Source organism: Streptomyces sp. NPDC055632 (assembly GCF_053618675.1).
On sequence record NZ_JBSHHY010000004.1, the window covers coordinates 141,499 to 167,015 of the forward strand.

Genomic DNA, 25,517 nt, shown 5'->3' on the forward strand with positions numbered 1-25,517 from the left:
GTCTGGTCATGGGTGGGGAGGTTGCTGAGGCCCGGTCGTGGGCGGGTGAACTGCAGTTATTGCATGAGCGGTTCGTGCATCGCTCTGCCAGGTCGGAGCTGCGTGAGTCGGCGCTCGCGTACATGCGGGGACTGATCGCTCCACCGGAGCGGAAGAACGGCTGGACGCTGGTGGAGCAGGCCGGGCATGCGGGCCCGGACCGGCTCCACCGGCTGCTGAACCGGATCGACTGGGACGCGGACGAGGTGTTCGACGATGTGCGCGAGTACGTGGTCGAGCACTCGGGTGACCCGCAGGCGGTGCTGATCGTGGACGACACCGGCTTTTGAAGAAGGAGGTGCGGTCGGCCGCGGTCCAGCGGCGATATTCCGGGACCGCGGGCCGGACGGAGAACTGCCAGGCCAGGTCTTCCTGGCCTATGCCACCGGCCGCGGCCGCACCCTGATCGACCGGCGACTCTACCTGCCCACGTCCTGGACCGACGATTCCGACGGCCCGAAGAGATCTCCTACTACATCGCCTACTGTTCCACCGGCACCACCCTCGATGAGCTGATCCATGTCGCCGGTGCCCGGTGGGCGGTCGAGGAATGCTTCCAGACGGCGAAGCAGGAGTGCGGGCTGGACGACTACCAGGTCCGCCGCTATCCCGGCTGGCACCGCCACATCACCCTGGCCATGGCCGCCCACACCTGCCTCACGATCCTGCGGGCCCGCGAGCTCGACGCCGGCAAAGCAGAAACGGATCCTCCGGCCTCACCCCCTTCAGCCCGGCCGAACCGGCGACGCCGACGACATCAGGGAAAAGGGGCTCCAGGCCGGACCGAACCCGACGACCATGCGCTCGGACGCTCCCGAGGCGGCCTGAGCACGAAGGTCCGCCTCGCCGGCGACGGTCGTGCACGAGACCCCTGGTCCTTCGCGTCACCGCAGGCCAGGCGAGGGACGCCCCGGCCTTCGAGAGCGTCATGGCCGGCATCCGTGTTCCGCGAAGCGGGCCGGGAAGACCGATGAACCGGCCCGATGCCGTCCTGGCGGACCGCGCGTACTCATCCCGCGCGATCCGGAACCACCTCCGCCGACGCGGCATCCGCGCTGTCATCCCCCAGCCGTCCGACCAGATCGGCCACCGTCTGCCGCGAGGCCGTGCGGGCGGCCGACCGCCCGCTTTCGACGCTGAGGCGTACAAGCAACGCAACGCGGTCGAACGGTGCGTCAACCGGCTCAAGCAGTGGCGCGGCCTGGCCATGCGAACCGACAAGCTCGCCATCGTCTACCAGGCCGCACTCCACCTCGCCACCATCCTCATCTGGGCCCGGCGACAGCCCGCTCAGCGATCGACCACCCAGTGCGCGTCCGTCGGCCAGGCCCCCGTGGCAACGATCTGCTTCACCAGCCTGAACGCCTCACGGATGGGGATGGTGTCCTCATCCGGATACTCGTCGTCCTGCCCGTTGGAGAGGACGAACCCGTCGCTCGACCCCTGAGCCCCGGGGGCCACGGCATGCTCGCCGGGGTCCCCCTCGTCTTCGAGCAGCATCACCATCGCGCGCTCGGTATTCGTCACGAAGGCCAGCGACCGTCCGGACGAACTGGTCAGCCACGTCTCCAGCTGCCCGCTGTCGATCCTCGACCGAAGAGCCTCCGGCACCGCCTCGGACGACACAGGGACAGGGCTGTCGCCATTGATCACCCAGGACTCGATCACGAGCACGATGATCTCACGGACGATCTAAGAGACAGTCCCTAGGCCTCTTGGCCTGCCGGATGGAAGTTGATGCGTTCACGGATGACGGGGAAGCCAGCCTTGGCGAAGTTCGCGGCCATGGGGAAGTTGGCCTGGTCCGTCGCTCCGCTGACGAACTCCGCGCCTTGCTCGACGAGGAAGTGGGTGCACTCCGCGAGGAGGTCGTAGGCGTAGCCGCGACCGCGCTGCTCCGGGACGACTCCGATGAAGCCGATCGTCGGGCCGGAGGGGTTGTGGGCCGGAATGTGGATGCCGGCCAGGTCGCCCTCCGGTGTGTGTGCGGTCTGCCACCATTCCCGTGGGGAGGGGCACCAGTGGAAGAAGTCGAGTTCCTCCTGGGCGGCCTGGTCGAGGCCGCCCTCCTCGATGGCCCTGAGCGCGTGGGCGTCCAAGGTGGCGGAGTGGATGCGGCGCAACGCGTCGAAGAAAACGGTGTCGTCGGGTTCGGCGCTGAAGCGCAGGCGTCCGGGCCGCTCGGGCAGACCTCGCTCGGGGGTCCAGCGGTACAGGAAGCGTTCCACCAGGAGTTCGTACCCTGCGGCTCGTGCGGCGGCGAAGCGCGCCTCGGCTCCGGCGCGCAGGTAGGTCTTTTCCCGCCAGCCGCCGGGCAGGTTGATCTCGAGTTCGACCTGCCAGGGAGCGGAGCGCAGGAGTTCGGCCCCGGCCTCCTCCTCGCCCTCGGCCACGTCGAACCAGTTGATGTTGACGGGCTCCGAGTCGTCGGGGCCGCCCCACCACGCGCCGCGTGCGACGACCTCGCCGTCGCGCAGGGCGACGCGCTTCCAGTCGGGGCGGAACCGGGTACGCCGGTGGCCTTCACCGGCGCCGAGGGGGTCGGGGTGTGCGTCGAAAAGATGTGCGTCGCTCGCGGAGAGCGCGCGGATGACCGTATCGGTCATGGATTCCTCCGGGATACAGGCTGCTTGGAGCGCTCCCGGTCAGAACTGACGAACCACGCCGGGATAGCGGAAGAGGGAGCGCTGGAAAGGTGTGAACCGCACGGCACTCGCCTCCTTCCATCCGTCTCAGGGCGTGAAGCCACACAGTACGTGATCTTCCGCGGGTCCGTCCATGGATTTCCGCGTCCCTTGAAGGAGGGGTTCGCGGGACGATGCAGGGCGCCCTCAAAGGCCCGCAGGTCCCTGAGCGGACTGTAGTGAGCCTTTTCCAACCTGGCATCTGCGCTGGTCAGCTTTCTGGTTCCGGTCGGTTCTTCACGGTTGGCACGGGCTTCTGGCCAGGAGTCTCGCGGCCGGTCAAGGTCCGTGGAGACCCTTCGTGAGTTCTGCCCACCGACGCACCAGCAGGTTGGAAAAGGGTCACTCCATCCACTCGATCGCCGCAGGAATGAACACGCCGGCAGGGATTGAGCCGTCACCAGCTCGCCAAGGAGACCGGGCTCAATGAGGCGGGTGGAGTTCGACTGGATGGTCAGGCTCAAGTGGATCCGGCCCGCGGAATGGGCCGAGGTGAAGTACCGCACTTCACGAGCCGGGGAGGTCGACGTCCCGCTCTACCGCACCACCGACATCGACGCCCTCCCCGACGCGCACCCCGAGGCCAGCTGGGAGGAGCTCCGCCAGGTCGGAAAGGGCCGCCGCTCGCCTCACTGCACCCGAAGGCGAAGGCGGCATCGGTGTAGGGGCCGGGCAGGCGAAAGGGGCAAGCGCCCGGGGAGATCCGGGCGGCCGCCCCTTCGTGGTACCGGACGGGGCAGGTCTCTACGCCAGGCTGGGCGCGTCGGTCAGGGCGATGCGGGCGGTGATGCGCTTGCCGATCGGTTCCTGCTCGATGAGCAGAGCCGTGGTGACGGCCTTGACGATCTCCATGCCGTGCCGGCCGATCCGGTCCGGTTCGGTTCGGCGGTCAGCGCTTCGGGGACGGTGGGTTCACCGTCCCACACCACGATGTCCACGCTGCTCGTGCTGATGCGCAGTTCCATCAGGACGGGGCCGGGGGCGTACTTGCAGGCGTTGGTGACCAGTTCGCCGACGATCAGGGCGGTGATGTCGCGCGTGCGTTGCGGGGCGGTCAGGTCGTGTGCGGCGCGGGCCTTGTCGAGGAAGGCGGTGGCGTGGTGGCGGGCGTCGGCGATGTAGGCCCCGTCTCCGTCGAGCGCGTAGCCGGCGCGCATCGGGTGCCCGTCCGAAGGGGGCTGTGCGTTGCCGTCACCGTCGCCATGGGGCCCCACTGGCCTCGTCCTCGCTCCCGTTCACGCGGCGCGGTTACCCGCCCGGCTGATCTGCACGCGGCGCAGGCCGCCCACGCCGCTGTCCGGGTGGGACCGGTCTGGGCGGGTGGGGCAGAATCGACCGCGTACGCCCCCTGTCAGGGCAGCTCAAGCGCTGTTGAGGAGACCATGACCAGCAACGACGAAGCGGAGCGGACCGCCCGGCTGTCCGCGGTGCACCGCGTGGTCGACGGCGTCCGTATCGCCGCCCTGCACGGCGAGATCGATTACGACGAGCAGGAAGTCCTGCGCGAGGTCCTGCTCCCCGAAGGCGAGCCGGTGCTTCCGGTCGTGGCCGACATGAGCGGCGTGACCTTCCTCGACTCCAGCGGCATCAACGTCCTGCTCGCCGTCCACCAGCGGGTGAGCGACACGAAGGGCCGGCTGCGCATCGCCGCGCCCACGGACAATGTCAGGCGCGTCCTGGCCCTGGTCGGCGTCGACGCCGTCATCCCCTGCCACCCCACCGTCGAAGACGCCCTGAACGCCTGACACGAGAGACGGGGCACAGGCGGCTGTCCGGGAGAGCCCGGGCGGCCGCCCTCTCGTCGTACCGACGTCAGTGGCCGCGCGGGGCGTACATGATGACGGCCATGCCGGCGAGGCAGACCAAGGCGCCGGTGATGTCGAAACGGTCGGGGCGGTAGCCGTCGGCGACCATGCCCCAGGCGATCGATCCGGCGACGAAGATCCCGCCGTACGCGGCGAGGATGCGTCCGAAGTTGTCGTCGTTCTGGAGAGTGGCGACCACGCCGTACAGGCCGAGCGCGACGACGCCGGCACCGATCCAGATCCAGCCCTTGTGCTCGCGGATGCCCTGCCAGACCAGCCAGGCGCCTCCGATCTCGAACAGGGCGGCGACGACGAACAGGGCGATGGAGCGGGCGACGAGCACGGTGAAGGGCTTCCTGATGGGGCGGGGCGGGTCAGTGGGTGGCGCCGAAGAGGTCGGTCAGCATCGTGTGGCCGTCGGCGGGGGCGCGGACTTCCAGGTGGAGGCGCGGGCCGTCGAGGTGGAGGCGGAAGTCGAAGAAGGGGCAGCACCGCTGCTCCGCGGCCGCCAGTTCGGCGATGCGCGCGGCCCGGTCGGTGGGCAGGGTCAGCCGCAGGCCTTCGGGCACCGCGGTCCGGGTGGCGCCGTCGACGGCTTCGCGCCACTGGGCGGTGCGCTCGTGCAGGCCCTTGCCGGTCAGTGAGCAGGCCACCGGTGAGGTGCGCCACCGCACCGCTTCCTGTTCAGCGGCCTGACGGCTGGGAGTGAGTACGACGTCGACCGGCTGACCGCCGCGAGTTTCGCCCGGTGCCGGGGCGAGGAAGCCGCATGCGGGGTCACAGCGGCCGGCGCGGTCGGGCAGCGTGTCCAGGTGTCCCAGGGCGCCGTGGAGGGAGGCGGTGAGGGCCGCGAGTTCGGCGGCGCGGGCCTCGGCTTCAGCGAGGCGGGCGGCGATCCGGGGGCGCAGATCGGATTTCACGTCCCGGCACGCGCCGGTCTCCCACACGCCGAGCAGCTCGCCGATCTCCTCCAGGGACAGCCCCAGGTGCTTGGCCGCGCCGATGAACGCCAGCCGGTCGACCGCGTCCTCGCCGTACATCCGGTACCCGGCGGGCGTCCGGGCGGCGGAGAGCAGGCCCGCGCTCTCGTAGAACCTCAAGGTCGTGGCCGGCACCCCACTGCGCTCGGCAAGCTGGGAGATCCGCATGGAGGTCATGCCACCGACCATAAACCTTCTACCCGACTCGAAGGTCAAGCTGAAGCAGGCCGAGTCCCGTGACAGCTTGTCCTCTGACAGGTGATCTTGACCGATTGACAGGCGATATTGACCGACTCTCAGCCCATGAGTGCTCTGCCGTGCCATCCGAGCAAGGGGCGGGGGCCGGCGTGTGCGGGAGGATCGCTTCGTGACCACCCTTGTCCCGCCTCCCGGGCCCGACCGGCACCGGGCGATCGTCAGCGAGGTGGCCCTTCTGTGGGCCGCGCACCACCCCGGGCCGTTCCCCGACGTGCCGTTTGACGACAGACACGATCTGGCGTACCTGGATTTCAACATGGCCTGCTGCGTCATGACCTACCTCAGGAACGGTGGCGTTCCCGGCCCGGGCCACGTCGAGGTTCTCCGGGACTGCCTCCCGGAGCTCCGTGCGGCCGTAGCCCTGCTGTCGCGTTCGGCGGAGTGCCGGGAGGGACTCAGGGTCTTCAGGGGCTTGCTTGCGATGGCCGAACTGATCCTCGCCGACGGGGCGTGAGCCGGTAGCCGTCCCGGCCCTCACCCATCAGATCAGGGTCGAAGGAGTTCCTGACGTCGTCCCACAGCAGACCCGGCATCCCTCGCTCCCCGCCGCCCGGTATGCCTCAGCGGCCTCCGCCCGCGCGCCCTCCGCGGACAGCTCGCGCACCGCGTTCGGGGCAGAGGCGTGCAACTCGCGCGGCTGCCGCTCTGGCCAGACCTGCATCACTCGGAGCACCTCGCCGGTCTTCCCATCTTCGTGGAAGCGGATCAGCTGATGCAGGACCACGGTCGTGTGACAGTGCGTGCAGATGGCGGAAATCTGCCGCAGCCAGGTGCGCATCCCGAATTTGATCTGATGCTCGACAGACGGGTGATCTTTCTGAGGATGCGGCCAGACGTAGGTGTTGAAACCGTGGTCTGGGACCGAGAAGCCGGTGTGGAGGTGGCAGTTCGGGCACAGGCCCGGGGGGGGGACGAAGCCGTTCTGGTCAACGGTGAGGCTGGTCATGGCCCATGGACAGCGGACTGCCGGGGTATCCGGCAGCGAGTTTCCTGTCCCGGTCCAGCAGAAGCACCGACGAAAGGTGCCTCGTCCCCGTGACGGAAGCCGCTGCTGGCGGGGCACCTTTCTTGATTTGTCCGGACCTCCTGCCGGGGTTGCTGCTCGATCGCGGGGAGTGAGCGCTTTGCCTCCCGCTTGATCACATCGGTGTGCCTAAGAGCTGTCCCGTAACTCGGCGCAGAGGTCAGCGGGACGTCACCGCTGGATCGCTCTGTCCGGTTCTGACACGACTTGCGACCCCAACAGGATCCCGGGAAACCAGGCCGAACCGGACACCAGCTAGCGGTCTTCGGAGTTACGGGACAGCCCTTAGGTGCATGATGTGCCTGGACATAGGGGGGACGCATGACGCAGACCACGCCGCCGAAATGGGGGCTGACACTGCCGGGGGCTCCTGAGAATCCGGGTGTGCCGCCGCAGAGGTTCATGCCCGTGCGGCCTTCGGACGGCGGGAACGCTGCGGTGTTCACCGTCGGGGCTGTGGCAATCGGGGCTGAGACCGTGATCGCCGCGCTGGTCGCCGTCCTGTACAGCTTGCAGTCCGAGTCCCACGGAGGCGAAGGCGGCCTCGGATGGCTGTTCGGCACCATATTCGCGCTCGTGCTGCTGGCAGTCATTTCGATGATCGCAGGGCTGGCCGGTTCGGCGATGGCGGTGCTTCCCCTCGTCCTCCTCGGGCGTGCGGTGGCCCGCCGTACGGGTCGGCGCGACAGCTGGCAGCTCACCCTGGCCACTGTGGCGGTCGTTGCCGTCGCCCTGGCGCTGCTCATCGGCTCCTGCATGCTCCTGGCCGGCTTCGGCGGCCCCGGCGACCTGCTCGTTCATCCCGTCCTTGCCCTCAGCCTCATCGTCGGGCTGGCACCCGCGACCCTGTGCGCCCGGGCGGCGGGGAACCCCGGAAAGCCCGGGGCCCGATGGCGGGTGCTCGGGGGCGTGGCGCTGGGCGGTCTGGGGCTGCTCGTGGTGACGCTTGCGGTCGGGGTCGCGGCGTACAGCTCGGGGATCCTCAAGATCTACGAACCGCCCCGGCTCACTGAAGCCGACATCGTCGGCACCTGGACGGACGGCGACGGCGGAAGCCTCCGCTTCGAGGCGGACGGCACGGTGACGGCGAAGGGCGTCAACGAGTACGAGGCCACGGGTGAGCAGTCCGGTGCCTGCAACCGCACCGGGAAATGGCAGCTGACCGAGAACGAGGGTGTCGGTCAGCCGTTCGAGCTCAGCATCGCGGACTGCGAGAGCCTGTCCTTCGGCTGGAAAATCGGCGGTACGGAGGAACACCCGACGGTCTTCACCTGGATCGGCAAGCCGGATTCGGGTGAGCGGTACATCCTTACGCGGCAGCGGTAAGCCACCCGGTACTGAGGTCTCGGGCCTGGCCGGGTGCAGGTGTGCGGTCATGCCGCCCTCGATCCATGGCCTCCACCGCCACACGGGTCCCAGCCGACTGCTCCGAAGCGACGCCGTAAGCACCACGCGGTACGCCAGGAACGTGGGAAACGATCTCCACCAACGCGGGATGGCCCTAGCTGTAGCAGCTCTATCACCGCTCGTCAGCGACTTCCGTCGATGCCCCCAGCATGCTCTGAGCTTGGCGGTCAAACTCACATGGCAAACGGTCAAGATCACCTGTCAGAGGACACAGCTGTTACCAGGTCTTCGCTGCGGTCGAGCACACCACCTCGCAGAAAACGCGCTCACCAGGGGATTCGCCGGTCCTGCCTCACAGATCCACAGGCCGGGCGGGGCTGGTCCCCGCTCACCACGGGCCCTCCGGTGGTGTCGGCGGTACAAGTGAGGAATGCGGTGAGCTCGCGGGTGGCGGCCGGGCCGGCGGCGGTGAGCCGGGCCGCGCAGCCGAGCTCGTCGACGCCCGTGTCGGTGTCCGGGGCGAGGCGGTGGAGCGCGGTGAGCAGGGTGGTGGTGTGGACGCGGACCGGGACGGGCAGGAGGCCGGCGGCCGGATCGGCGTAGTGGCCGCGGCCGGTGGCCAGGGCCTGGGCGAGCCAGGCGTCGACGTCGGTCTGGACGTAACCGCCCGCGCGCCGGGCCGGCTCGTCGCGGGCGGCCTCGTCGCCCTCGCGGGGGCTCGGTCTGCTTCAGGGTGCCGAGGTCGCGCAGCGCCTGGAGCTCGTCGGCGCGGGCCGCGATCCGAGCGGCCTCGCGGATCTCGGCTTCCCGGGCGGCGGCCGCCGTCTCGGCGGCGAGCTCGTCCCGGACGACGGTGTCGGTGTCCGGGTCGCAGACGGTGCCGGGCGGGGCCACGGCGAGCAGCCGGTCGATGCGCTCCCACTCTGTGAGCTCCGCGCGGCCACGCTCCTCGTCGGCCGGGTCCTCGTGCCGGGAGTCCTGCCGAGCGTCGAACCGGGCGTCCTCGAGGGCCGCGGTGGCGGTGTCCATGCCCTTCGGCTGCCGCCCGATACGACTCGGATCGGCCGGCTCGCGGGGCGAGCGGTCACGTCCTCGTCATCTTCGGGCCCGCTTTCGGGGTGCGGATTCGGGAGTGGGCCGCCTCCATCGCATTTCCATGACGGCCCGTCAAACTGTGCCGGGGCCCGGTAGAAGTGTCACCGGGATCGTCGGCCGGCCTGGGCGAACCGGTGGAACAACTCGCGGTGGCTGTCACCGGCTCATCATGCCGCTTGTCACCGGCGCGCGTTTCTCGCGCTTTCTGTCACCGAGATCGCCATGCCGACCGGGTCGTGATGCAACTGTTTCGGCCGAATGTTTCACCCGATCGGGCGAACACAGCTCGGGAACCCCTTCAATACCTTGATCGTTTAGCGTGCGGAACGCAGTGTGCCGAGACGTCGACGAGGAAGGGTCGGCCCATGGGGTACCTGCGCAGGACGAGCTTCCTGAGCTTCCACGACCCGGATGCGCCGACGGAGGAGAAGACCCTCGACCAGAAGGAGATCGCGGAGATCGAGGCCGTGCACGAGGCGGGCAAGACGGACCGCGTCGACGCTCTGATCCGGAGGCAGTCATGGATCAGGCTCGCGAAGCTCCACACCGAGGAGGAGCAGCGGGAGGCCCTCCGCCACCTGGCGAGGAGGGAGGGTGTTTCGGTTCCGGACGAGGCCATGGCCGAAGTGCTGATCGCCGCCATCGTGGAGAACCGCAAGCAGGAGCTGGAGGGGTTGGACCAGGAGGAGGCGCAGCAGTTCCAGGACGAGGGCAGGTTCGATCCGTCCGCCATTCTGGCGGAGTTCCCCACCGACGAGGCGACCGCCCGTTCCGCAGCTCCGAGTCCACCGTACGTTCCAGGGACGGCCGCACCGGCCGGCTCGGGGTCAACTCGCACATCGGCGAGACCCGGTGGGACAGCGGGAAACAGGAGACGGTCGTCACCGGCCGGACCGCGGCCACCCTGTGGGTGAAGGTCGTCGACGGCGCGTGGTCCAAGGGCGCCGACTGGGGCGGGCACCTCCAGGTCACCTGCGCCACTGCGAAGGGCCAGTGGATCGACTCCGGCAATGGATGGGTGCGGCCCGGTCCGCCAGGGGCGACCCGGTCACGTTCTACGGCATGGGCCCGTACTACGAGATCTGGCAGAAGGGCCGCGAGAGCGATCGGCCGCTCATCGTCCAGGACGGCTACCTGCGGTTCGTGCAGGGCGCCACCCCGGGCAAGTTCTTTGCGTGACGACGTGACAACCCTCGCGGCTCTGCACGCAAATCGAGCCGAAGCTCAGAAGTCGTCACCGGCGGGACCGGCTGAGCCGGTCGACGGGGACGGTCGAAGCGGGCTGGTCGTCACAGACGAGGCATCCAACCTGTCACAGGGGCTCCTGGCCGCCAGAGACCACACCTGGGCCCCGTCATCGAAGGTGAGCCCGACTTCGCGCCCTGTCCGCCGCGCATCGCCCCTGCCCCCGAACCACGCGCCGTCTGGACCCGGGAGCGACACGACGTCTTCCACTGGCTCCGCGAAGCCGACCACCGGCCCTACTACGGCGCTCTCAAGCCGCTACGCGAAGACCACGCCGAGTATTTGGCCAAGGCAATCGACAGACGCCGAGCCTGAGCGTGATGGGCAAGGTCAGGACCGCGCGGTCCGGAACGCCGGATACCGGCTGAAGACTTCGTTACTGCCGAGGGTGAAGCGCCACTCCAGCAGGGCCGACCGCAGTTCCGGCTCGGTCAGCCAGCCATGCCAGGCGACCTCATCGGGATCGGGGACCACGGCGTCCGGCACCACGGCTTCGTGCACGCCGAGCCAGTGAGGGCTCAAGCCGCTGCGGTTGAAGAACGTGAACAGCGGGCGCGGCAGCGCACGAACGCCCAGCTCTTCGGCCAGCTCCCTCGCGACAGCCTGTTCATAGGATTCGCCGACATTCGCGGCGCCACCAACCATGACCTCATAGAACCCGGGGAAGCGCGACACCTGCTCCGACCGCCGGTGGACGAGAATCCGTCCACGCTCGTCACGGCACATCGTCACGGCGACTCGGTGCCGCCAACCCTCCTTGACGGCCTGCCGACGGCTGACCACCATCCCCAGCACACGGTCTTGACCGTCGACGCGCTCCACCAGTTCATCCACGGCGCCGCCGCAGACGGCCGTGGATCGCCCGGGACGTACACACCTCGTCGGCCGGGGATCTCCGGCGTGGCCCCGGGCCTGCCGGTCCGCCGGCGCACCCGTGAGCGAGCTGTGGCCGAGGCGAACACGGGTGCGTCACCTGTCGGCCGGGCGTGAGAACGAAGGCGGGCACGGACGACGGCGGAGCCGACCGCGACGACCCACCCGGTCCACCGGGGCTCCTTCGGCGTCGGCCTGAGTGAGCAGAGCGGTGAAGACCTTTGCCGGTGACCGCTCCCCCGCCCTGCTTCGGTGTCCGCTCCGGCCGGGGTTCAGACCTGGGCGGGGTAGTCGTCGTAGAAGCCCTGGCCGGTCTTGACGCCGAGGTGGCCGGCGTCGACGTACTTCTTCAGCAACTCGCGGGGGCCGGCGGGCAGGCCGGGGCGCTCGGCGGCGTAGTGCTCCTCGATGTCGAGGACGACGTCCAGACCGACCTGGTCCATCATCCGGAACGGGCCCGCGGAGGTGCCCATGTTGATCTGCCACATCCGATCGACGTCCTGCGGGGTGGAGACGCCCTCCGCGACCACTGCGAGGGACTCTCGCTTGATGGCCGCCCAGATGCGGTTGAAGATGAAGCCGGTCGACTCCCGGTGTGCCTCGAACGGGAAGACGCCGTACTTGGGCAGTTCCTCCTTGAGGAGGGCGAGGACCGCCGGGTCGGTCCGCCCGTCCGACATCAGGTCGACCGCGTTCTGGACCGGTGGCATGTAGAAGTGCATGTTCACCACCCGCTCGGGGTGGTCCACCCGGTCGATGAACTGGCTGGTCGGGTAGGAGGAGGAGTTGCTGGCGAGGATCGCGTCGGGCTCGGCGGCGGCGTCCAGGTCGGCGAAGACGCTCTTCTTCAGGTCGAGCCGTTCCGGCACCGCCTCGACCGCCAGCCAGGACCCGGCGAGCGCCTGCGTGAGGTCGTCGGTGATCTCGACCCGCCCGGGGGTGCCGCCCTCGACGCGGGCGGCCACCTTCGCGATGTTCTGCTCGACGTAGGCCTTGGCCGCCTCGCCCGCGGGGCCGGACTTGTCGTGGATGCGCACCACGCCGCCACGGGTGGCGAACATCAGGGCGATCCGCCGCCCCAGGGTGCCCGCGCCGATGACCGTCACCGGTCGCTGCTCCACATCGCTGGGAAGGGTGAAACCCATCTGCTGCTCATCTCCTCGGCTGCACCGCGCTTCGGCGGTGGATCGTACGGTTCGGGACTGGTTCTGGGCGCGGCGTCGGGGCGGGGCGGTTCGTGGCCCCGGCCGTCCGGTGCCCGGGTGCCGGGGCCGCCCGCCCGGCGGGGTCACGCGTCGGGCAGGAGGCACAGGCCGGTCAGCGGGTGCGGCAGGGCGGCGATCTCGCGCGGGGCCTGGTCGGCGGCGGGGCCTTCGGGAAGGGGGACCGCGCAGAGGCGGCCGCCGAGGTCGCCGACGTAGACGAGGCCGGCGGTGCGATCGACGGCGAGGCCGATCGCCTCGGCGAAGCCGTCGGCGAGGATCTGCGGAGGGCGGCCCGGGTCGCCGGGGGCCGGCAGGGGCGCCCGGTTGAGGGTGTTGCCGTACGGCGGGGCGCCGCGGTCGGTCCAGTACAGCCAGTCGCCGTCCAGGTGCAGGTCGACGGGCTCGGGCAGGCCGCTCCAGAGCAGTTCGACGTCGGAGCGGTGGCCGGCGTCCTCCCCGGCGGGGAGCTCCAGGCCGGCCCGGAAGATCCGGCCCAGGCCTCCCTTGGAGGGGCCCTTCTGCGTCCAGTACAGGTGCCCGCGGGCCCGGTCCACGGCCACGCCGACGCACTCGCCCGACACGCCGTCTTCGGCGGGGGTGACCATCAGGTCGGCGAGGCCGGTGCCGTCGGTGCGGATCCGGCTGACGCGGTGGCCCTCGCGGTCGCCCCAGTACAGCCACCCGGCGCCGTCGTCGGTCAGCTGCTTGCCGGTGGTGAGGGACCCGGCGGGGGCCACCTCGCGCCGGGCCCCGGTGTCGAGGTCGAAGGCGTGGAGGCCGCCGTTGCGGCGGGAGAAGTCCAGGCCGGCCTCGCCCGGCGTGGCGGGGTCGGAGGTCGGCGTGCCCATGGTGGTCCAGTAGACGGTGCCCCGGTCGACCGTGATGCCGTCGGGAGCGGGGCCGGCGTCCGCCACGAGAGTGCGCACCGCGCCGTCCTCGAGGCCGATCCGTACGACGCGTCCCGGCGCGACCTGGAGTGCCAGCAGTTCCTTCGCCATGAGGGCCGTCCGTGGTGCTCGTTCGACTGTTCCGGCGGGTCCGCCGTCGTGGGGGTCCTTCCGGTTCCCGCGGTGCGGCGGCCGGACTTCCACGAGAACCAGTGCACACCGATCGGGAAAGTCTGTCCAATATATGATTTCCACATGAGTGATATGGCCAGCGGTATAACCTTCTCGCGGCGGCTCCTGGAACAGTTCCTGGCGGTGGTCCAGGAGGGGCACTTCGGCCGCGCCGCCGAACTCCTCGGGATGAGTCAGCCGCCTCTCAGCCAGTCCGTCCAGCGACTGGAGCGGACGGTCGGCGTGCGGCTGCTGGACCGCGGCCCCGGCGGGGTGCGGCCCACCCCCGCCGGCGCGGTGTTCGCCGAGGACGCACGACGTCTGCTCGAGCTGCAGACCGCCGCCGTCACACGGGCCCGGCGGGTCGCGGCCGGGCTGGAGGGCGAGGTGCGGGTCGGTTACGTCAGCCTGCTCGGACAGCTCTACCTGCCCACCCTGCTGCGCGCGGCGGCCGACGAGTTGCCCGGCTTGCGGGTGCGTCTGCTGCACGGGTCCTCGGTCACCGTCGTCGACCAGGTGCGCACCGGCCTCCTGGACCTCGCGTTCCTGCGCGATCCGGCCCGGTTGGCCGAGGACCTGGTCGACACGGTCGTCGCCGTCGAGCGGATCAGCGTCGCCCTGCCGTCCGGGCACGCGCTCGCGGGCGCCGACGCGGCCGACCTGGCCCGGCTGAGCGGAGAGGACTTCGTCCTGCCCGATCCGGCCGCCCTGCCCACGCTCGCCGAACAGCTGAGACTCGCCTGCCGCCGAGCCGGTTTCGCGCCCCGCGCGGCCGCCGTCGCGGACGACCTCAGCGGGCTGCTCAGCTACGTCGCGGCCGGCCTGGGCATCAGCTTGCTGCCCGAGGAACTGCGCCACTTCCCCGCGGGCGGCGTCAGTTTCGTCCCGCTCAGCGGTCCTGCCGGCCCCCTTCGCACCGCCGTGCACGCCGTCCACCGCCCCGATCCCGACGCCGCGGTCACCCGCCTGCTGGAACTGGTCACCAGCCTGCGGCCGCCCTCCGCCGCGGACGGCCCCGCCGACGACACACCTCGCCGGTCGAACCACTGAGCACCGACCGCCACCCGGAGCCCGGCCAGCGGATCGTGACGACCCGCTCCGCTCCGCGCCGCGCCGCGCCGCGCCGTGGCGATACGACCCCGACCCGCTGACCGGCCTCCGGGTCGCCGGACACGGCGCGGTGCGGGCACCAGCAGCGACGCCGTGCCGCCCCCGGTGTCTGCTGGGACGCCACGACGCCGGACCGTCAGGAGATGGAGATACAGCCCCGGCTGCACCGATCACCCCCCTCCAGGCTCAGGACGGAGGTCTCCGCTTCGTGATCCACAGGAAACGGCCCAGGCGCTGTCGTCAAAATGTCACGTCGACGTGGGAACGGGGCGAGGACGATCGCGCTTCGCAGGGCCGGGCGGTCCTGTCTTGCCGGGTGGCAATGCCCTGCCAAGCCCGATTGCAGAACGTCCGTTTGGGTCTGTTCCGGGGTCTAAGCGCTTCTATGGAAGCGGTGGAGCGGACGCGGTCGTCGGCGTTGCCGTCCGTGACGCCGAAGGTCGAGCGGACGGCTCCGGCTGTCACGGGGCGGAAGAGTTCTGCTCGCCCGTCCAGGCTGCCCGGTGGCACTGGCGCGTGGTCGCTCTGCTCGGCGCGGGCCTTGTGGCAGGGCGCCCCGGAGCTTTCCGTGCCAGTGGGTCGCCTTGCTCGCGGGGCTCTGTACGGGGCTTTCGTGCCCCGGGTTTCCGAGACGCGTTTCAGAGACCGGCCGGTGAGCCGGACGTGGTTCCGGCGGATTCCGTACGCCGGCGGGTCAGGAGGGTCACGGCCAGCGGCACGATGACCAGATCGAGGGCGACGTGCCACACGCTGAAGGGGTTCGTGTGGAGGAAGAAGAAGCGGTAGGTGCCCAGCAGGCCGCCAATGGCGGGGAGCACGGCCGCGAGGTGGAGCGCGGCGGGCCACCGCCGGAGGATCGCGACTCCGATCATGAAGTACACGGCGCCGAATCCGGCGGCGCCCAGCACGTTCGCCTCGTGCCGGTAGACGGCGAGTTGGGCGAGGTGGGTGACGCCGGACAGCAGGAGCAGACCCGCCAGCACCTTGGCGTACTGCGGGAGCGTCGAATGTGCCCGGGGCGGTGTGCTCATCGCCGGTGTTCCTTGCACCGCTCTACGGCGTTGCGGTGCTTGTGGACCTCGCGATCGAAGGCCGGCGGGCGGCCGCCGCGGCTGCCTCGCCGGACCCGGTCGGCGATCCGACCGGCCCGCTCGGGGATCGCGTGAGGGATGCCGCGTCGGCGGAGCCGGGCGCGGATGGCCTTGGAGCCGTGGTCCTCGTCGCCCAGGCCGCGATCGGGCCGACCCCGGGGACGACCTTCGATCCGGGCTCCGGCCACGCGCCGATGAGCGCGGACGACCGTGGAGCCGACGGACACCAGCCACTCGATGTCGCCCGCGGCGTCCGCTCCGGCCTGGGCAGCGTGGAGCATCCGGTCGAACGTCCCGTCCGCCGCCCATCTGCGGAAACGCGTGTGGAGTGTGACCCACGGCCCGTAACGCTCGGGCACGTCCCGCCAGGCCGTCCCGGTCCGGAACTTCCGCACAGTCCCGTTCAGGACCCGGCGGTCGTCCAGCCGCTTCCGCCCCCGCAACTACTCGGGCGGCAACGACCGGACAGGTGTCCGTGGGCGGCAACGACGGCCGCAGCAGGGGTGGGTCGTGATCGCGGTCGCGGCGAACGGGGTCGGCGGCGTGACGCTTGGACTCGGCCCGCAGGCCGGCCTCCGCGCCGCCGCGTCCGGCGGCCACGCGGGCCGGACGGCGCGCGGCTGTACGGGCCGGGTGGAAAGGCGCGGTGTCACCGACACCTGCGAGGAGGGCGTGGGCACGAGCGCCGTTCGGCACCGTGCACACCGCCGCCTCACACCGGAGCGTCCGCTCCTCGGGCCGCCGGGCGACTCCGTACAGCTTCACGGCCAAGTCCTCGCCAGCGTCCTCGCCCATGACAGAAGCCGTCCAGAACACGGGTCGAGGCGGGGTGCTCCACCAGGTCGTCGGGGTGCCCGGGAGGGTGGATCTGCCGTCGGGGTGCGAACCGACGCCCGTCTCTTTCCGCCGAAGCAGTGGTTAGTGAGGCCGGTCGCCGAGGGAGCCGGAGGAAGGTGGTGGTGTCGAGTTCGGCTCTGCGAGGTGGGCATCCATGGTGGCGTTCAGATCGTCTACGAATGCTTCGAACCGTTCCAGGAGTCGGGGCGGGTAGTGCGACATGGCGGTGTCGAGGCGGTGGGCGAGCGGGCCGAAGAACTCGTCCGCTCGTTCCTGGATGTGTCCGCCGCTGCGCAGGGTGACGATGCGCCGGTCGGAGTGCTCGCGGGCCCGGGTGATGTGGCCCGCCGCTTCGAGGCGGTTCAGGAGTGCGGTGGTGGCGCCGGTGGAAAGGGAGATCCGCTCGCTCAGCCGTGCCGGTGACAGGGGGGTGCCGCGCTCCTCGGCAGCGGCGATCTCCAGGACCGCGGTCGCGTCGGTGGAGTGCAGGCCCAGCCAGGCGGCGAAGCGCCGGCTGAGCTCGGCGTAGTGGCCGCCGTAGATCCTCAGTGATTCCATCAGCCGCTCACGCCGCTCCGCGACACCGTCGCGCACCGCCTCTTCCACGCCTCCGCCCTTCGCCCTTGTCCTGTGCCCCGCAGGGTCATCCTGCTTTGACAACCTACCGCCACCACTTTACCTTCATGGTGGAATTACTTCACCATGGAGGTACCTGGAATGCGTGACCCGTCCCCCACCCCCGAGGAGACGACCGAGCCCTACCGGTGGCGGTGGCTGATCCTGGCGGTGATGATCGTCGCGGAGATCATGGACCTCCTGGACGCCTCGATCGTCAACGTCGCCGGACCGGACCTGGAGAGATCCCTCGGGGCAGGTTCCGTCGGACTGCAGTGGGTGATCGGCGGCTACGCCCTCACCCTGGGCGCCGGGCTCGTGCTCGGCGGCCGGCTCGGCGACCGTTACGGCCGGCGCCGGATGTTCCTGATCGGCCTGGCGGCCTTCACCGCGGCCTCGCTGCTGTGCGCGGTCGCGCCGAACATCGAGTCGCTGATCGCCTTCCGCCTGCTTCAGGGCACCGCCGGAGCGATGCTGCTGCCCCAGGGCCTGGGCCTGCTGCGGGAGAACTTCTCCGGGCCCGAGCTCACCAAGGTCTTCGCCATCTTCGGCCCCGTGCTCGGTCTGGGCGGCATCATCGGCCCGGTCCTGGGCGGCTTCCTCATCGAGGGCGACTTCTTCGGTCTGGGCTGGCGCTCGGTGTTCCTGATCAACCTGCCCATCGGCATCGCGGCACTGATCGTCGCCGCGAAGTTCGTGCCCAGGAAGGCGGGCGACCGCACGGTCCGGGTCGACATGACCGGCGCCGCTCTGATCGTGGCGTCCTGCGCCCTGCTGGTGCTGCCGCTGAACCAGGGGCAGGAGAACGGCTGGCCGCTGTGGACGTGGCTGTCCATGGCCGCCTCGGCGATCGGTTTCGCCCTCTTCGCCCTCCAGCAGCGCCGCACGGCCGCCGCGGGCCGCGAGCCGCTGGTGACCCCGGGCCTGCTGCGCAAGCCCGCCTTCACCGTCGGTCTCGGCGGCATCGCCCTGTTCTTCGGCGGGCTGATCGGCACCCAGCTCGTGCTGACCCTGTTCCTCCAGATCGGCCGGCACTTCACCGCCGGCGAGGCGGGACTGGGCAACCTGCCCCTCGCGGTGGGAACCGCGATCGGCGGCGCCATCAGCGGCGCGTTCCTCGCCGACAGGATCGGCCGCAAGGTGCTCCAGATCGGACCGCTGGTCCAGCTGGCCGGCGCGGCCGTGCTGTGGTTCGAGCTCGACGGCCTCAACACCGCCTCGTTCTCGATCTGGGACATCGTCCCCGGCACGGCAGTGGCGGGCATCGGCGCCGGCATGGTGATCGCCGCCCTGTTCAGCTTCATCCTGGCCGCGGTCGACGACGACGAGATCGGATCCGCCTCCGGCGTCCTGTCGGCGGTCCAGGCGGTCGGCGGCTCCATCGGCGTCGCCGTCTTCGGCTCGGTGTTCTTCGCCCGGGCCGAGACCGGTGACTTCACCGGCGGCTTCCACCGCGCGCTGATCGTCCAGGCATGCCTGCTGGTGGCCTTCCTCGCCATCACCTTCCTGCTGCCCAAGAAGGGCCGCCCCGAAGAAGAGCAACACGGCATCACCCCCGGGACGACTGCCGACGGCTCCGGCACCAAGCAGCACCTCACCGTGTGAGCTCCGGTCGGGGACCGTGCGTCGCCAGCGGTCCCTGGCCGACCCGGACAAGTCTCGTGCCGGTCCGTCGCCCGGCACGAGGGAAGACGAGCAAACCGAAAGGGAGCGTCATGACACACCGGAACGTGCTGATCGCGGGAGCCGGCATCGCCGGTCCGGCCCTGGCCCACTGGCTCGGACGGCACGGAATGCGGGCCACGGTCGTCGAGCGGGCTCCCGGCCCGCGGGAGGGCGGACAGACCGTGGACCTGCGCGGCGCCGGGCGGGACGTCGCCCGCAAGATGGGCCTGGAACGCACCCTGCGGGCCCACGCCACCCGCGAAGAAGGCATCCGCTTCGTCGACGCCGCGAACCGCACCGAAGCCGCCTTCGCCAGCGGCGCCTTCGGCGGCCAGGGCCCGATCGCCGACCTGGAGATCCTGCGCGCCGACCTGTCACGCATCCTCTACGAGGCCACCCGCTCACACACCGAGTACCTGTTCGGAGACGAGATCACACGGCTGTCCGACACGGGGAAGAGGGTGGACGTCGCCTTCCGCAACGGGCCGGACCGTGCGTTCGACCTCGTCGTCGCCGCCGACGGAGCCCGCTCCCGCACCCGCGACCTGGTCTTCGGCGACACCACCGACCTCCGGCCCGTGGGCCTGACGACCGCGTACTTCACCATCCCCCGCCGGCCCTCGGACGGCAGCTGGGCCCGATGGCACAACGCAACCCGAGGACGCACAGCGACCCTGCGCCCCGACAACCGGGGCACCACCCGCGCCTCCCTGTCCTACCCCTCCCCGCCCCGTGGAGACGAACGCCTGGCACCGGACGCGCAGAAGCGACTCCTGCACCGTCTGTTCACCGGCGTCGGCTGGGAGATCCCGCGCGTCCTCACCGCCATGGACACCGCCGACGACTTCTTCCTCGACTCCGTCACCCAGGTCCGCATGCCCTCGTGGTCCCGGGGACGCATCGCCGTCGTCGGCGACGCCGCATACTGCGCCTCACCCCTCAGCGGCATGGGCACCAGCCTCGCCCTCGCCGGCGCCTACGTCCTGGCCGGCGAACTCGCCCACCACGCACACCACAGGGACGCGTTCGCCCGCTACGAGCACGTATTGCGTCTCTACGTCACCCGCGCCCAGCACCTGCCGCCCGGCGTGCCCCGCATCGCCTCACCCCGCACCCGCGCCGGCATCCACGCCCTCAACACCGTCCTGCGCGCCGCCTCCCGGCCCCGCATCGCCAGAGCCCTCAACCGCTTCCTCGTACCGCCTGCCGACACCTTCACCCTGCCCCCGTACGCGCTCTGACACCGGGTCCCCGCTCCCCTGGAAACCCTCCGTACCTCCTGTCCTGCCGGGCCGGGTCAGCCGGGAAGCCGGGCCAGGGCCAGTGCGAGGGTCTGCTGGGTGTTGAAGAGTTCGTCGGTGCCGGTACGGCGCAGGCGCCGGGCGAAGGGGCCGGTGACGGGGCCGAGCAGGACGAGTCCTGTGGGGGAGGCGTGTGCGTGGAGCATGAGGCCGAGGAGGACCTCGTCGCCGAAGTCCAGGCCGGAGAGGTCGACCACGAGGGGGCGTCCGGTGGCTCCGGCGTCCTGGAACGCCTGTTCCAGGACGGCGATGTTCCACGCTCCGGTGCTGCCGTGCAGGGCCAGGACGCAGGCGTTGGGGTGGGTGTGCTCGGTGATCCGTACCGTCAGGTCATCGGGCGGGGATTCCTGCATGTCTGGTGCTTCCTGTCCGTTGTGGCGCCGTTTATGTACTGTTCGACGCCGGAAGTTGCACGGCTTGGCCACCCGCCCGGGTATCAGGGGTTCGGGGGGACGCGCAGGGAGAGGAGTGCGGTGTCGTCGCTGGCCCAGCCGCCGTGGTGGCCTGCCAGGACCTCGGCGATGCGGGCGTTGGTGTCCGCCGCGTCCATGCCGCGGGTGTCGGCGAGGGCCAGGGCCAGGGCGTCCTCGTCGAAGATGGGCCGGCGGGGCAGCGGGCTGCGGGGGTCGGGACGTGCTTCGCAGGCGCCGTCGGTGTAGAGGAGCAGCAGGTCGCCGGGGGTGAGGCGGAAGCGCACGTCGGTGAGACGGACGGTGGGCATGGTGCCGAGCAGGGTACCCGGGGCGCCGACCTGCTGGACACGGCCGTCGGCACGGCGGATGAGGGCCGGGGGGTGTCCGGCCAGGCACAGGCGTCCGGCCGCGCCGGCGGGGGTGGTGCGGAAGGTGGCCTGTACGGCGGTGAGGTAGCGCGGGGCACGCTGGGCGAGCATGGCAGTGTTCAGCCGGTCCAGGACCGTGGCGGGTGAGAGGTGGTCGCCGGCGTCGGCGCGCAGGGTGTAGCGGGCCAGGGCGGTCACCTTGGCCGCCTCCGTGCCCTTGCCGCAGACGTCTCCCATCACGGCCGTCCACCACGGGCCGCGGGCGTGGAAGAGGTCGTAGAAGTCGCCGACCACCTCGACGTCGCCGGTGGCGGGCAGGTAGCGGGCCGAGGCGTCCAGGCCGGGCACCGGGCGCAGCACCGGGGGCAGGAGGCTGTCCTGGAGGCTGCGGGCCAGGTCCTGTGAGGTGGCCAGCGCACTGCGTGCGATCTTCAGGGCGTTCCGGGCGGTGCTCAGCGAGATCCGCAGGTTGATCTCGTTGGACACCGCCCGGGCCAGGACGGCGAGCGTCTCCAGTTCTTCCGGTTTCCACCGGCGGGGGCCGGCGTCGATGACGCACATGGTGCCGATCGCCTGTCCGTCGCTGGTGACGATGGGGAAGCCGGCCCAGGCGCCGACCCCCCAGGGGCCGATCGCCTGGTGCCCGGCGGTGCGGGGGTCCTTCTCGGCGTCCTCCACGACGAACGGGCCGTTCGCCCCGACGGCGAAGTAGCAAAAGCTCTCCCCCACCCCGTTCTGCCAGTTCTCCGCCCCGCCGTAGGGCAGGTGCGGCACCGACTTCCAGTAGGTGCGCGACTCTCCCACGAACGTGATCGCCGAGATCGCCGAACCCGTGACCGAGACCGCCAGCCGCGTCAGGTCGTCGAAGACTTGCTCCGGGACGCTGCCGATCATCCCGCTGGCCTCCAGCGCGGCCAGCCGGGCCGGGTCCGACAGCACCGCCGGCAGCCCGTCGTCCCGCGTCCCGCCGGGGTACTTCGCCACTCCCACGCCCCGCCCCTTTTTGCTGACCTCTGCGAGGTCTCGCGTAAGTGAGCAAACCACACCGTGCAAGGGCCCGGCGACCGTCCCGTCAGGGACCCCCGTCCGGCAGCCGGCGACCCGCCCCGCTCCGGCGGCGCGATCGGGCCCTTCGAGCCAAGAACAGAAGCGTGCGGGTCGGCGTACCAGCGTCTTGCGGCGCCGGAGCCTGGTACCCGTGTCGGGGCCGTGCGGGTGACAGCACCGGTCGGCAATGAGATCCAGACGTTCGATCAGCGAGGATCGCGAGGCCGCCATGTGTGCGGGGCGGCCTCGCTGCCGGGCTCCACCGCCGCCGCGGCCCACAGCTTTCCCGGAGTTCTCGGGGTTGGCTCGTGCCAGTGGCCCCGCGCCCCTCGCGAGGAGGGCACAGGGCCGCTGTCGTTCCGGACGGAGCTGTGCGCGAGCGGTCCGGGAACTACTTGGGCATGAGGACGGTGTCGACGATGTAGACGTTGGCGTTCGCGGTCTTGACGTTGCCGCAGACGACCTTCGAGGAGTCGTTGACGGTGTAGTCCTCGCCGGAGCCCTTGGTGGTGACCATGCCCTTCTGCAGGGTCGCGAAGGAGCCGTTCTCCAGCTGCTTGGGAGCGAGCTTCTGGCCGACGACGTGGTAGGTCAGGATCTTGGTCAGGGTGGTCTTGTCGGCCAGGACCTTGTCGAGGTCGGCCTTCGGGAGCTTGGCGAAGGCGTCGTTGGTCGGGGCGAACACGGTGATGTTCTGGGCGTTGTTGAGGGTGTCGACCAGACCGGCCTGCTTGACGGCGGTCACCAGGGTGGACAGGGCCGGGTTGTTCGAGGCCGCGGTGGCGACGGGGTCCTTGGCCATGCCGTCGAAGGAGCCCGCGCCGTCCTTGGGCACGCCGGCACACGCCGGGCCGAAGGGCTCGTCCACGGCCATCGAGTCCTCGCCCGGCTCCTGGCTCTCCGTACTGGGGTCGGCGGCGGCCGAGGTGGGCGAGGTGGTCTTGTCGTCGTTGCCGGAGTCCGAGCACGCGGCGAGCGCGAAGGGGAGGACGGCAGCGGCGGCCACGGCGATCGCGCCACGGCGGATGCGGAGGGAGTTCATTTCGTTGCTCCTTGAGAGGGTCGGACTTCCATGGGGGAAGCAGGGGGGGTTGCGGAGAACGCGAAGGCGTTCTCCGGTGGTCCGGTGGTCTAGGTGACGGTGACGAACACGCTGTGCCGGCCGCTCGCTCCGTCGGGGACAGTCCTGGCGCGCTGTTCGGTCTGGACCCGGCCGGTTCCGTCGGTGGCGCGCACCGTGAGGTTGTGTCCGCCGGGAGTGGCCTGCCAGCGGTAGGACCACTGGCGCCAGGTGTCGACGGTGTCCTGGACTGCGAGGTCGGCGTCCTGCCAGGGACCGTCGTCGACACGGACCTGGACACGGGTGATGCCGCGGCGCTGGGCCCACGCGACACCGGCGACCGTGACCGTGCCGACGGCGGGGCGGGCGAACGGCTTGGGCGTGTCGATGCGCGACTGGGTCTTGATCGGGGCACGGCGGGCCCACTTCCGCTTGACCCAGTAGGCGTCGTAGGCGGCGAAGGTGGTGAGCTCGATGTCCTCGATCCACTTGCAGGCCGAGACGTATCCGTACAGGCCCGGGACGAGCATGCGCACGGGGAAGCCGTGGTCGAAGGGCAGTGGCTCGCCGTTCATGCCGACCGCGAGCATGGCGTCGCGGCCGTCCATCACGTCCTCCACGGGCGAGCCGAGCGTCATGCCGTCCACGGAGCGGGCGACCAGCTGGTCGGCCTTGCCGCCGCGGGAGGGGGGCGTCACCCCGCATTCCGCCAGCAGGTCGGCCAGGCGGACGCCGAGCCAACGGGCGTTGCCGACGTAGGGGCCGCCGACCTCGTTCGACACACAGGTCAAGGTGATGTCCCGCTCGATCAGCGGCCGGGCCAGGAGGTCCTCGAGGGTGAAGGTCCGGGCGCGGGAGACGCCCGTGCCGTGGATCCGCAGGCGCCACGTCCCGGCGTCGACCTTGGGGACGACCAGGGCGGTGTCGACGCGGTAGAAGTCCTTGTTGGGGGTGGTGAAGGAGGTGATGCCCGCTACCTTGAGCTGGGCGCCCCTGGGTACCGGCGGGGCCGGTGAACCCGGTGCGGGAAGGACCAGGGCGTTCCGGGAGGCGACGGCGCCCTGGCTTTGACGGCCGGTCAGGTATCTGCCGAGCAGACCGGCCGACGTGGCGCCGATGGCGCCGGCGCCGGCCAGGACGAGGAACCCCCGCCGGTCCCAGCCGCCGTCGCCCGTACCGTCCGTACTCCTGGACGCCCCCTCGGCCTTTCCTGCCAGAAGGTGGAGGAGCACGGCGCCTGTCGCGGCGCCGATGAGCGAGGGCAGGGCGTCGACCACGCCCTCGGCATCGGGACGGCTCAGCGCCGCGGCCGCGCCGACGAGCCCGAACAGCAGGATCCCCGACGCGCCGACCCGCCTGTGCCGAAGAGCGAGAACACCGAGACCGGCGGCGATGAGAGCGAGAACGACGAGGATGCCGAGCTGGAGAACGACCTTGTCGTTCTCCCCGAACGTACGGATCGCGAAATCCTTCACCGCCGCCGGCGTCCGGTCGATGACCGCACCACCGACGACCGTGACCGGCCCGGCAGCGGGCCGGAACAACCCGGCGACCAACTCGGCCACCGCCAGAGCCGTGAAGCCGGCCAACAGGCCGGCCGACGCGCCCAGAGCGGTACGGGAGAGAGTGCTGCGGAAACTGTTCACGCCCGGGCATTCGTCAAGATCCGCCGAACGGATTGGTCCGCCACCCGAAAGAGTGGCAACCCGGCGTGCTTTCCCAAGTCGGAGGCGGACGAGCAGGAACGAGACGTCCGCACACGCAAGCCGCTGCCCGCCCGCGGTGACCTGCGGAAACGAGGGGAGGTTCGCTTGGCCCGCGGCCCCGCCCCTGGTGCCCCGCCGCAAGGAGACCTCCGAACAACGGTTCAGCCCCTCTCCGGCCACGGCACGGAGAACGGCCCTTGGCACAACCTCCACCTCTCCGGCGCCGCCGAACTGCGTGACGGCCGGTTCGGAACCCCCACGCAGACCAACGCGCCCGACGTCATCGCCCGCCTCTCCGCCGAGATGCTCTTCGACGCCCCGGCCATCCAGGTCGACGGACCCCGGGCGTGGAACGAACGCCTCACCGTCGACGTGGTGCTCACCCCCATCGGCGGGCGTCACCGGCTACAACTGGCCGACGGCGTTCTCCCCCACAGCTCCGCCGTCCGGCGCGGGGCGGCCGACGCGACCACCACGACCAGGACGGCAGCCCTGCCCGCCCTGGCCGAAGGCGTGCTCATCGCCCCCCAGCCGGCGGCCGCAGGTATCGAGCTCGAAGGCGAGGCCACCGTCCTCGACCGTCTCGCGGCCTTACCGGACGCCGACTTCGTCGTCGTCACCCCCTGACCGGACAGGTCGCCAGGCCGACCCGCGCAGCGCTCCCCGGCGGCGGTGGGGCCGGTCCGCAGCG

At 70.8% G+C, this 25,517-nt stretch carries 25 protein-coding genes and 3 pseudogenes; 11 read left to right on the forward strand and 17 right to left on the reverse strand.

Features of this window, described 5'->3' with window-relative positions; all coding sequences use genetic code 11:
* Positions 1–8: 8 nt before the first annotated feature.
* A pseudogene (locus ACWGSR_RS08000) lies at positions 9–776 on the forward strand (IS701 family transposase); the annotation flags it as partial.
* Positions 777–824: 48 nt separating this feature from the next.
* Positions 825–1,333 (forward strand): annotated as a pseudogene (locus ACWGSR_RS08005) (IS5 family transposase); the annotation flags it as partial.
* Here the strand turns inward: ACWGSR_RS08005 and ACWGSR_RS08010 are convergent.
* From ACWGSR_RS08010 to ACWGSR_RS08020, 3 genes are all read right to left on the reverse strand, one after another.
* Positions 1,330–1,707, reverse strand: a complete 378-nt coding sequence (locus tag ACWGSR_RS08010) for a hypothetical protein (RefSeq protein ID WP_453564504.1) — start codon at positions 1,705–1,707, stop codon at positions 1,330–1,332. The pseudogene ACWGSR_RS08005 and the gene ACWGSR_RS08010 overlap by 4 nt on opposite strands.
* 38 nt (positions 1,708–1,745) lie before the next feature.
* Complete coding sequence (locus ACWGSR_RS08015) at positions 1,746–2,645, reverse strand: GNAT family N-acetyltransferase (protein ID WP_453564506.1); 900 nt, start codon at positions 2,643–2,645, stop codon at positions 1,746–1,748.
* A gap of 845 nt (positions 2,646–3,490) precedes the next feature.
* The gene (locus ACWGSR_RS08020; protein ID WP_453564508.1) at positions 3,491–3,880 is read right to left on the reverse strand and encodes an ATP-binding protein; all 390 of its coding nucleotides are present in this window, start codon (positions 3,878–3,880) and stop codon (positions 3,491–3,493) included.
* A gap of 225 nt (positions 3,881–4,105) precedes the next feature.
* Between ACWGSR_RS08020 and ACWGSR_RS08025 the strand changes: the two genes are divergently transcribed.
* Positions 4,106–4,468 (forward strand): STAS domain-containing protein, encoded by a 363-nt coding sequence (locus ACWGSR_RS08025; protein ID WP_376231282.1) that lies wholly within the window; start codon positions 4,106–4,108, stop codon positions 4,466–4,468.
* Between the two features lie 67 nt (positions 4,469–4,535).
* Here ACWGSR_RS08025 and ACWGSR_RS08030 read toward each other — a convergent pair whose 3' ends face one another.
* Positions 4,536–4,871 (reverse strand): YnfA family protein, encoded by a 336-nt coding sequence (locus tag ACWGSR_RS08030; protein ID WP_453564510.1) that lies wholly within the window; start codon positions 4,869–4,871, stop codon positions 4,536–4,538.
* A 31-nt stretch (positions 4,872–4,902) separates the two neighbouring features.
* Positions 4,903–5,685, reverse strand: a complete 783-nt coding sequence (locus ACWGSR_RS08035) for a MerR family transcriptional regulator (protein WP_453564513.1) — start codon at positions 5,683–5,685, stop codon at positions 4,903–4,905.
* A 190-nt stretch (positions 5,686–5,875) separates the two neighbouring features.
* Between ACWGSR_RS08035 and ACWGSR_RS08040 the strand changes: the two genes are divergently transcribed.
* Positions 5,876–6,220: a hypothetical protein gene (locus tag ACWGSR_RS08040; RefSeq protein WP_453564515.1), complete on the forward strand. Its 345-nt coding sequence runs from the start codon at positions 5,876–5,878 to the stop codon at positions 6,218–6,220.
* 27 nt (positions 6,221–6,247) lie between these two features.
* On the opposite strand, the gene ACWGSR_RS08045 is transcribed toward ACWGSR_RS08040, so the two are convergent.
* On the reverse strand, positions 6,248–6,712 hold the full coding sequence (locus ACWGSR_RS08045) for a hypothetical protein (protein ID WP_453564518.1): 465 nt from the start codon (positions 6,710–6,712) through the stop codon (positions 6,248–6,250).
* A gap of 399 nt (positions 6,713–7,111) precedes the next feature.
* On the opposite strand from ACWGSR_RS08045, the gene ACWGSR_RS08050 reads away from it, so the two are divergent.
* The 3 genes from ACWGSR_RS08050 (at position 7,112) to ACWGSR_RS08060 (ending at position 10,411) form a co-directional block, all read left to right on the forward strand.
* Positions 7,112–8,116, forward strand: a complete 1,005-nt coding sequence (locus ACWGSR_RS08050; protein WP_453564521.1) for a hypothetical protein — start codon at positions 7,112–7,114, stop codon at positions 8,114–8,116.
* Positions 8,117–9,597: 1,481 nt separating this feature from the next.
* A complete protein-coding gene (locus ACWGSR_RS08055) occupies positions 9,598–10,146 on the forward strand; it encodes a hypothetical protein (protein WP_453564522.1) in 549 nt (182 codons plus the stop codon).
* A 100-nt stretch (positions 10,147–10,246) separates the two neighbouring features.
* Positions 10,247–10,411, forward strand: coding sequence for a hypothetical protein (locus ACWGSR_RS08060; protein WP_453564524.1), 165 nt, complete (start codon positions 10,247–10,249; stop codon positions 10,409–10,411).
* A 396-nt stretch (positions 10,412–10,807) separates the two neighbouring features.
* On the opposite strand, the gene ACWGSR_RS08065 is transcribed toward ACWGSR_RS08060, so the two are convergent.
* The 3 genes from ACWGSR_RS08065 to ACWGSR_RS08075 all read right to left on the reverse strand — a co-directional run bounded on the left by ACWGSR_RS08065 (position 10,808) and on the right by ACWGSR_RS08075 (position 13,553).
* Positions 10,808–11,263: an NUDIX domain-containing protein gene (locus ACWGSR_RS08065; RefSeq protein ID WP_453564898.1), complete on the reverse strand. Its 456-nt coding sequence runs from the start codon at positions 11,261–11,263 to the stop codon at positions 10,808–10,810.
* Between the two features lie 359 nt (positions 11,264–11,622).
* Positions 11,623–12,495: a 3-hydroxyacyl-CoA dehydrogenase family protein gene (locus ACWGSR_RS08070; RefSeq protein WP_453564526.1), complete on the reverse strand. Its 873-nt coding sequence runs from the start codon at positions 12,493–12,495 to the stop codon at positions 11,623–11,625.
* 143 nt (positions 12,496–12,638) lie between these two features.
* On the reverse strand, positions 12,639–13,553 hold the full coding sequence (locus tag ACWGSR_RS08075; protein WP_453564528.1) for a hypothetical protein: 915 nt from the start codon (positions 13,551–13,553) through the stop codon (positions 12,639–12,641).
* A 144-nt stretch (positions 13,554–13,697) separates the two neighbouring features.
* Between ACWGSR_RS08075 and ACWGSR_RS08080 the strand changes: the two genes are divergently transcribed.
* The gene (locus ACWGSR_RS08080) at positions 13,698–14,663 is read left to right on the forward strand and encodes a LysR family transcriptional regulator (RefSeq protein WP_376231269.1); all 966 of its coding nucleotides are present in this window, start codon (positions 13,698–13,700) and stop codon (positions 14,661–14,663) included.
* Positions 14,664–15,361: 698 nt separating this feature from the next.
* On the opposite strand, the gene ACWGSR_RS08085 is transcribed toward ACWGSR_RS08080, so the two are convergent.
* The 4 genes and pseudogenes from ACWGSR_RS08085 to ACWGSR_RS08100 form a co-directional block, all read right to left on the reverse strand.
* The gene (locus tag ACWGSR_RS08085) at positions 15,362–15,754 is read right to left on the reverse strand and encodes a hypothetical protein (protein WP_453564530.1); all 393 of its coding nucleotides are present in this window, start codon (positions 15,752–15,754) and stop codon (positions 15,362–15,364) included.
* Complete coding sequence (locus tag ACWGSR_RS08090) at positions 15,751–16,095, reverse strand: hypothetical protein (protein ID WP_453564921.1); 345 nt, start codon at positions 16,093–16,095, stop codon at positions 15,751–15,753. The genes ACWGSR_RS08085 and ACWGSR_RS08090 overlap by 4 nt, the downstream gene beginning before the upstream one ends.
* A gap of 9 nt (positions 16,096–16,104) precedes the next feature.
* Positions 16,105–16,257, reverse strand: a pseudogene (locus ACWGSR_RS08095) (transposase); the annotation flags it as partial.
* Positions 16,258–16,732: 475 nt separating this feature from the next.
* The gene (locus ACWGSR_RS08100) at positions 16,733–17,209 is read right to left on the reverse strand and encodes a MarR family winged helix-turn-helix transcriptional regulator (RefSeq protein WP_453564533.1); all 477 of its coding nucleotides are present in this window, start codon (positions 17,207–17,209) and stop codon (positions 16,733–16,735) included.
* 159 nt (positions 17,210–17,368) lie between these two features.
* On the opposite strand from ACWGSR_RS08100, the gene ACWGSR_RS08105 reads away from it, so the two are divergent.
* Complete coding sequence (locus tag ACWGSR_RS08105) at positions 17,369–18,871, forward strand: MFS transporter (RefSeq protein WP_453564535.1); 1,503 nt, start codon at positions 17,369–17,371, stop codon at positions 18,869–18,871.
* 110 nt (positions 18,872–18,981) lie between these two features.
* On the forward strand, positions 18,982–20,172 hold the full coding sequence (locus ACWGSR_RS08110) for an FAD-dependent monooxygenase (RefSeq protein ID WP_453564537.1): 1,191 nt from the start codon (positions 18,982–18,984) through the stop codon (positions 20,170–20,172).
* A gap of 56 nt (positions 20,173–20,228) precedes the next feature.
* Here ACWGSR_RS08110 and ACWGSR_RS08115 read toward each other — a convergent pair whose 3' ends face one another.
* From ACWGSR_RS08115 to ACWGSR_RS08130, 4 genes are all read right to left on the reverse strand, one after another.
* Positions 20,229–20,585, reverse strand: coding sequence for an STAS domain-containing protein (locus ACWGSR_RS08115; protein ID WP_376231263.1), 357 nt, complete (start codon positions 20,583–20,585; stop codon positions 20,229–20,231).
* An 83-nt stretch (positions 20,586–20,668) separates the two neighbouring features.
* Positions 20,669–22,003: a SpoIIE family protein phosphatase gene (locus tag ACWGSR_RS08120; protein ID WP_376231262.1), complete on the reverse strand. Its 1,335-nt coding sequence runs from the start codon at positions 22,001–22,003 to the stop codon at positions 20,669–20,671.
* Positions 22,004–22,451: 448 nt separating this feature from the next.
* Positions 22,452–23,102, reverse strand: coding sequence for a fasciclin domain-containing protein (locus ACWGSR_RS08125; RefSeq protein ID WP_453564539.1), 651 nt, complete (start codon positions 23,100–23,102; stop codon positions 22,452–22,454).
* Positions 23,103–23,191: 89 nt separating this feature from the next.
* On the reverse strand, positions 23,192–24,766 hold the full coding sequence (locus ACWGSR_RS08130; RefSeq protein WP_453564542.1) for a molybdopterin-dependent oxidoreductase: 1,575 nt from the start codon (positions 24,764–24,766) through the stop codon (positions 23,192–23,194).
* 165 nt (positions 24,767–24,931) lie between these two features.
* Here ACWGSR_RS08130 and ACWGSR_RS08135 point away from each other — a divergent pair, with 165 nt between their 5' ends.
* On the forward strand, positions 24,932–25,453 hold the full coding sequence (locus ACWGSR_RS08135; RefSeq protein ID WP_453564544.1) for an alkyl sulfatase C-terminal domain-containing protein: 522 nt from the start codon (positions 24,932–24,934) through the stop codon (positions 25,451–25,453).
* Positions 25,454–25,517 lie beyond the last annotated feature (64 nt).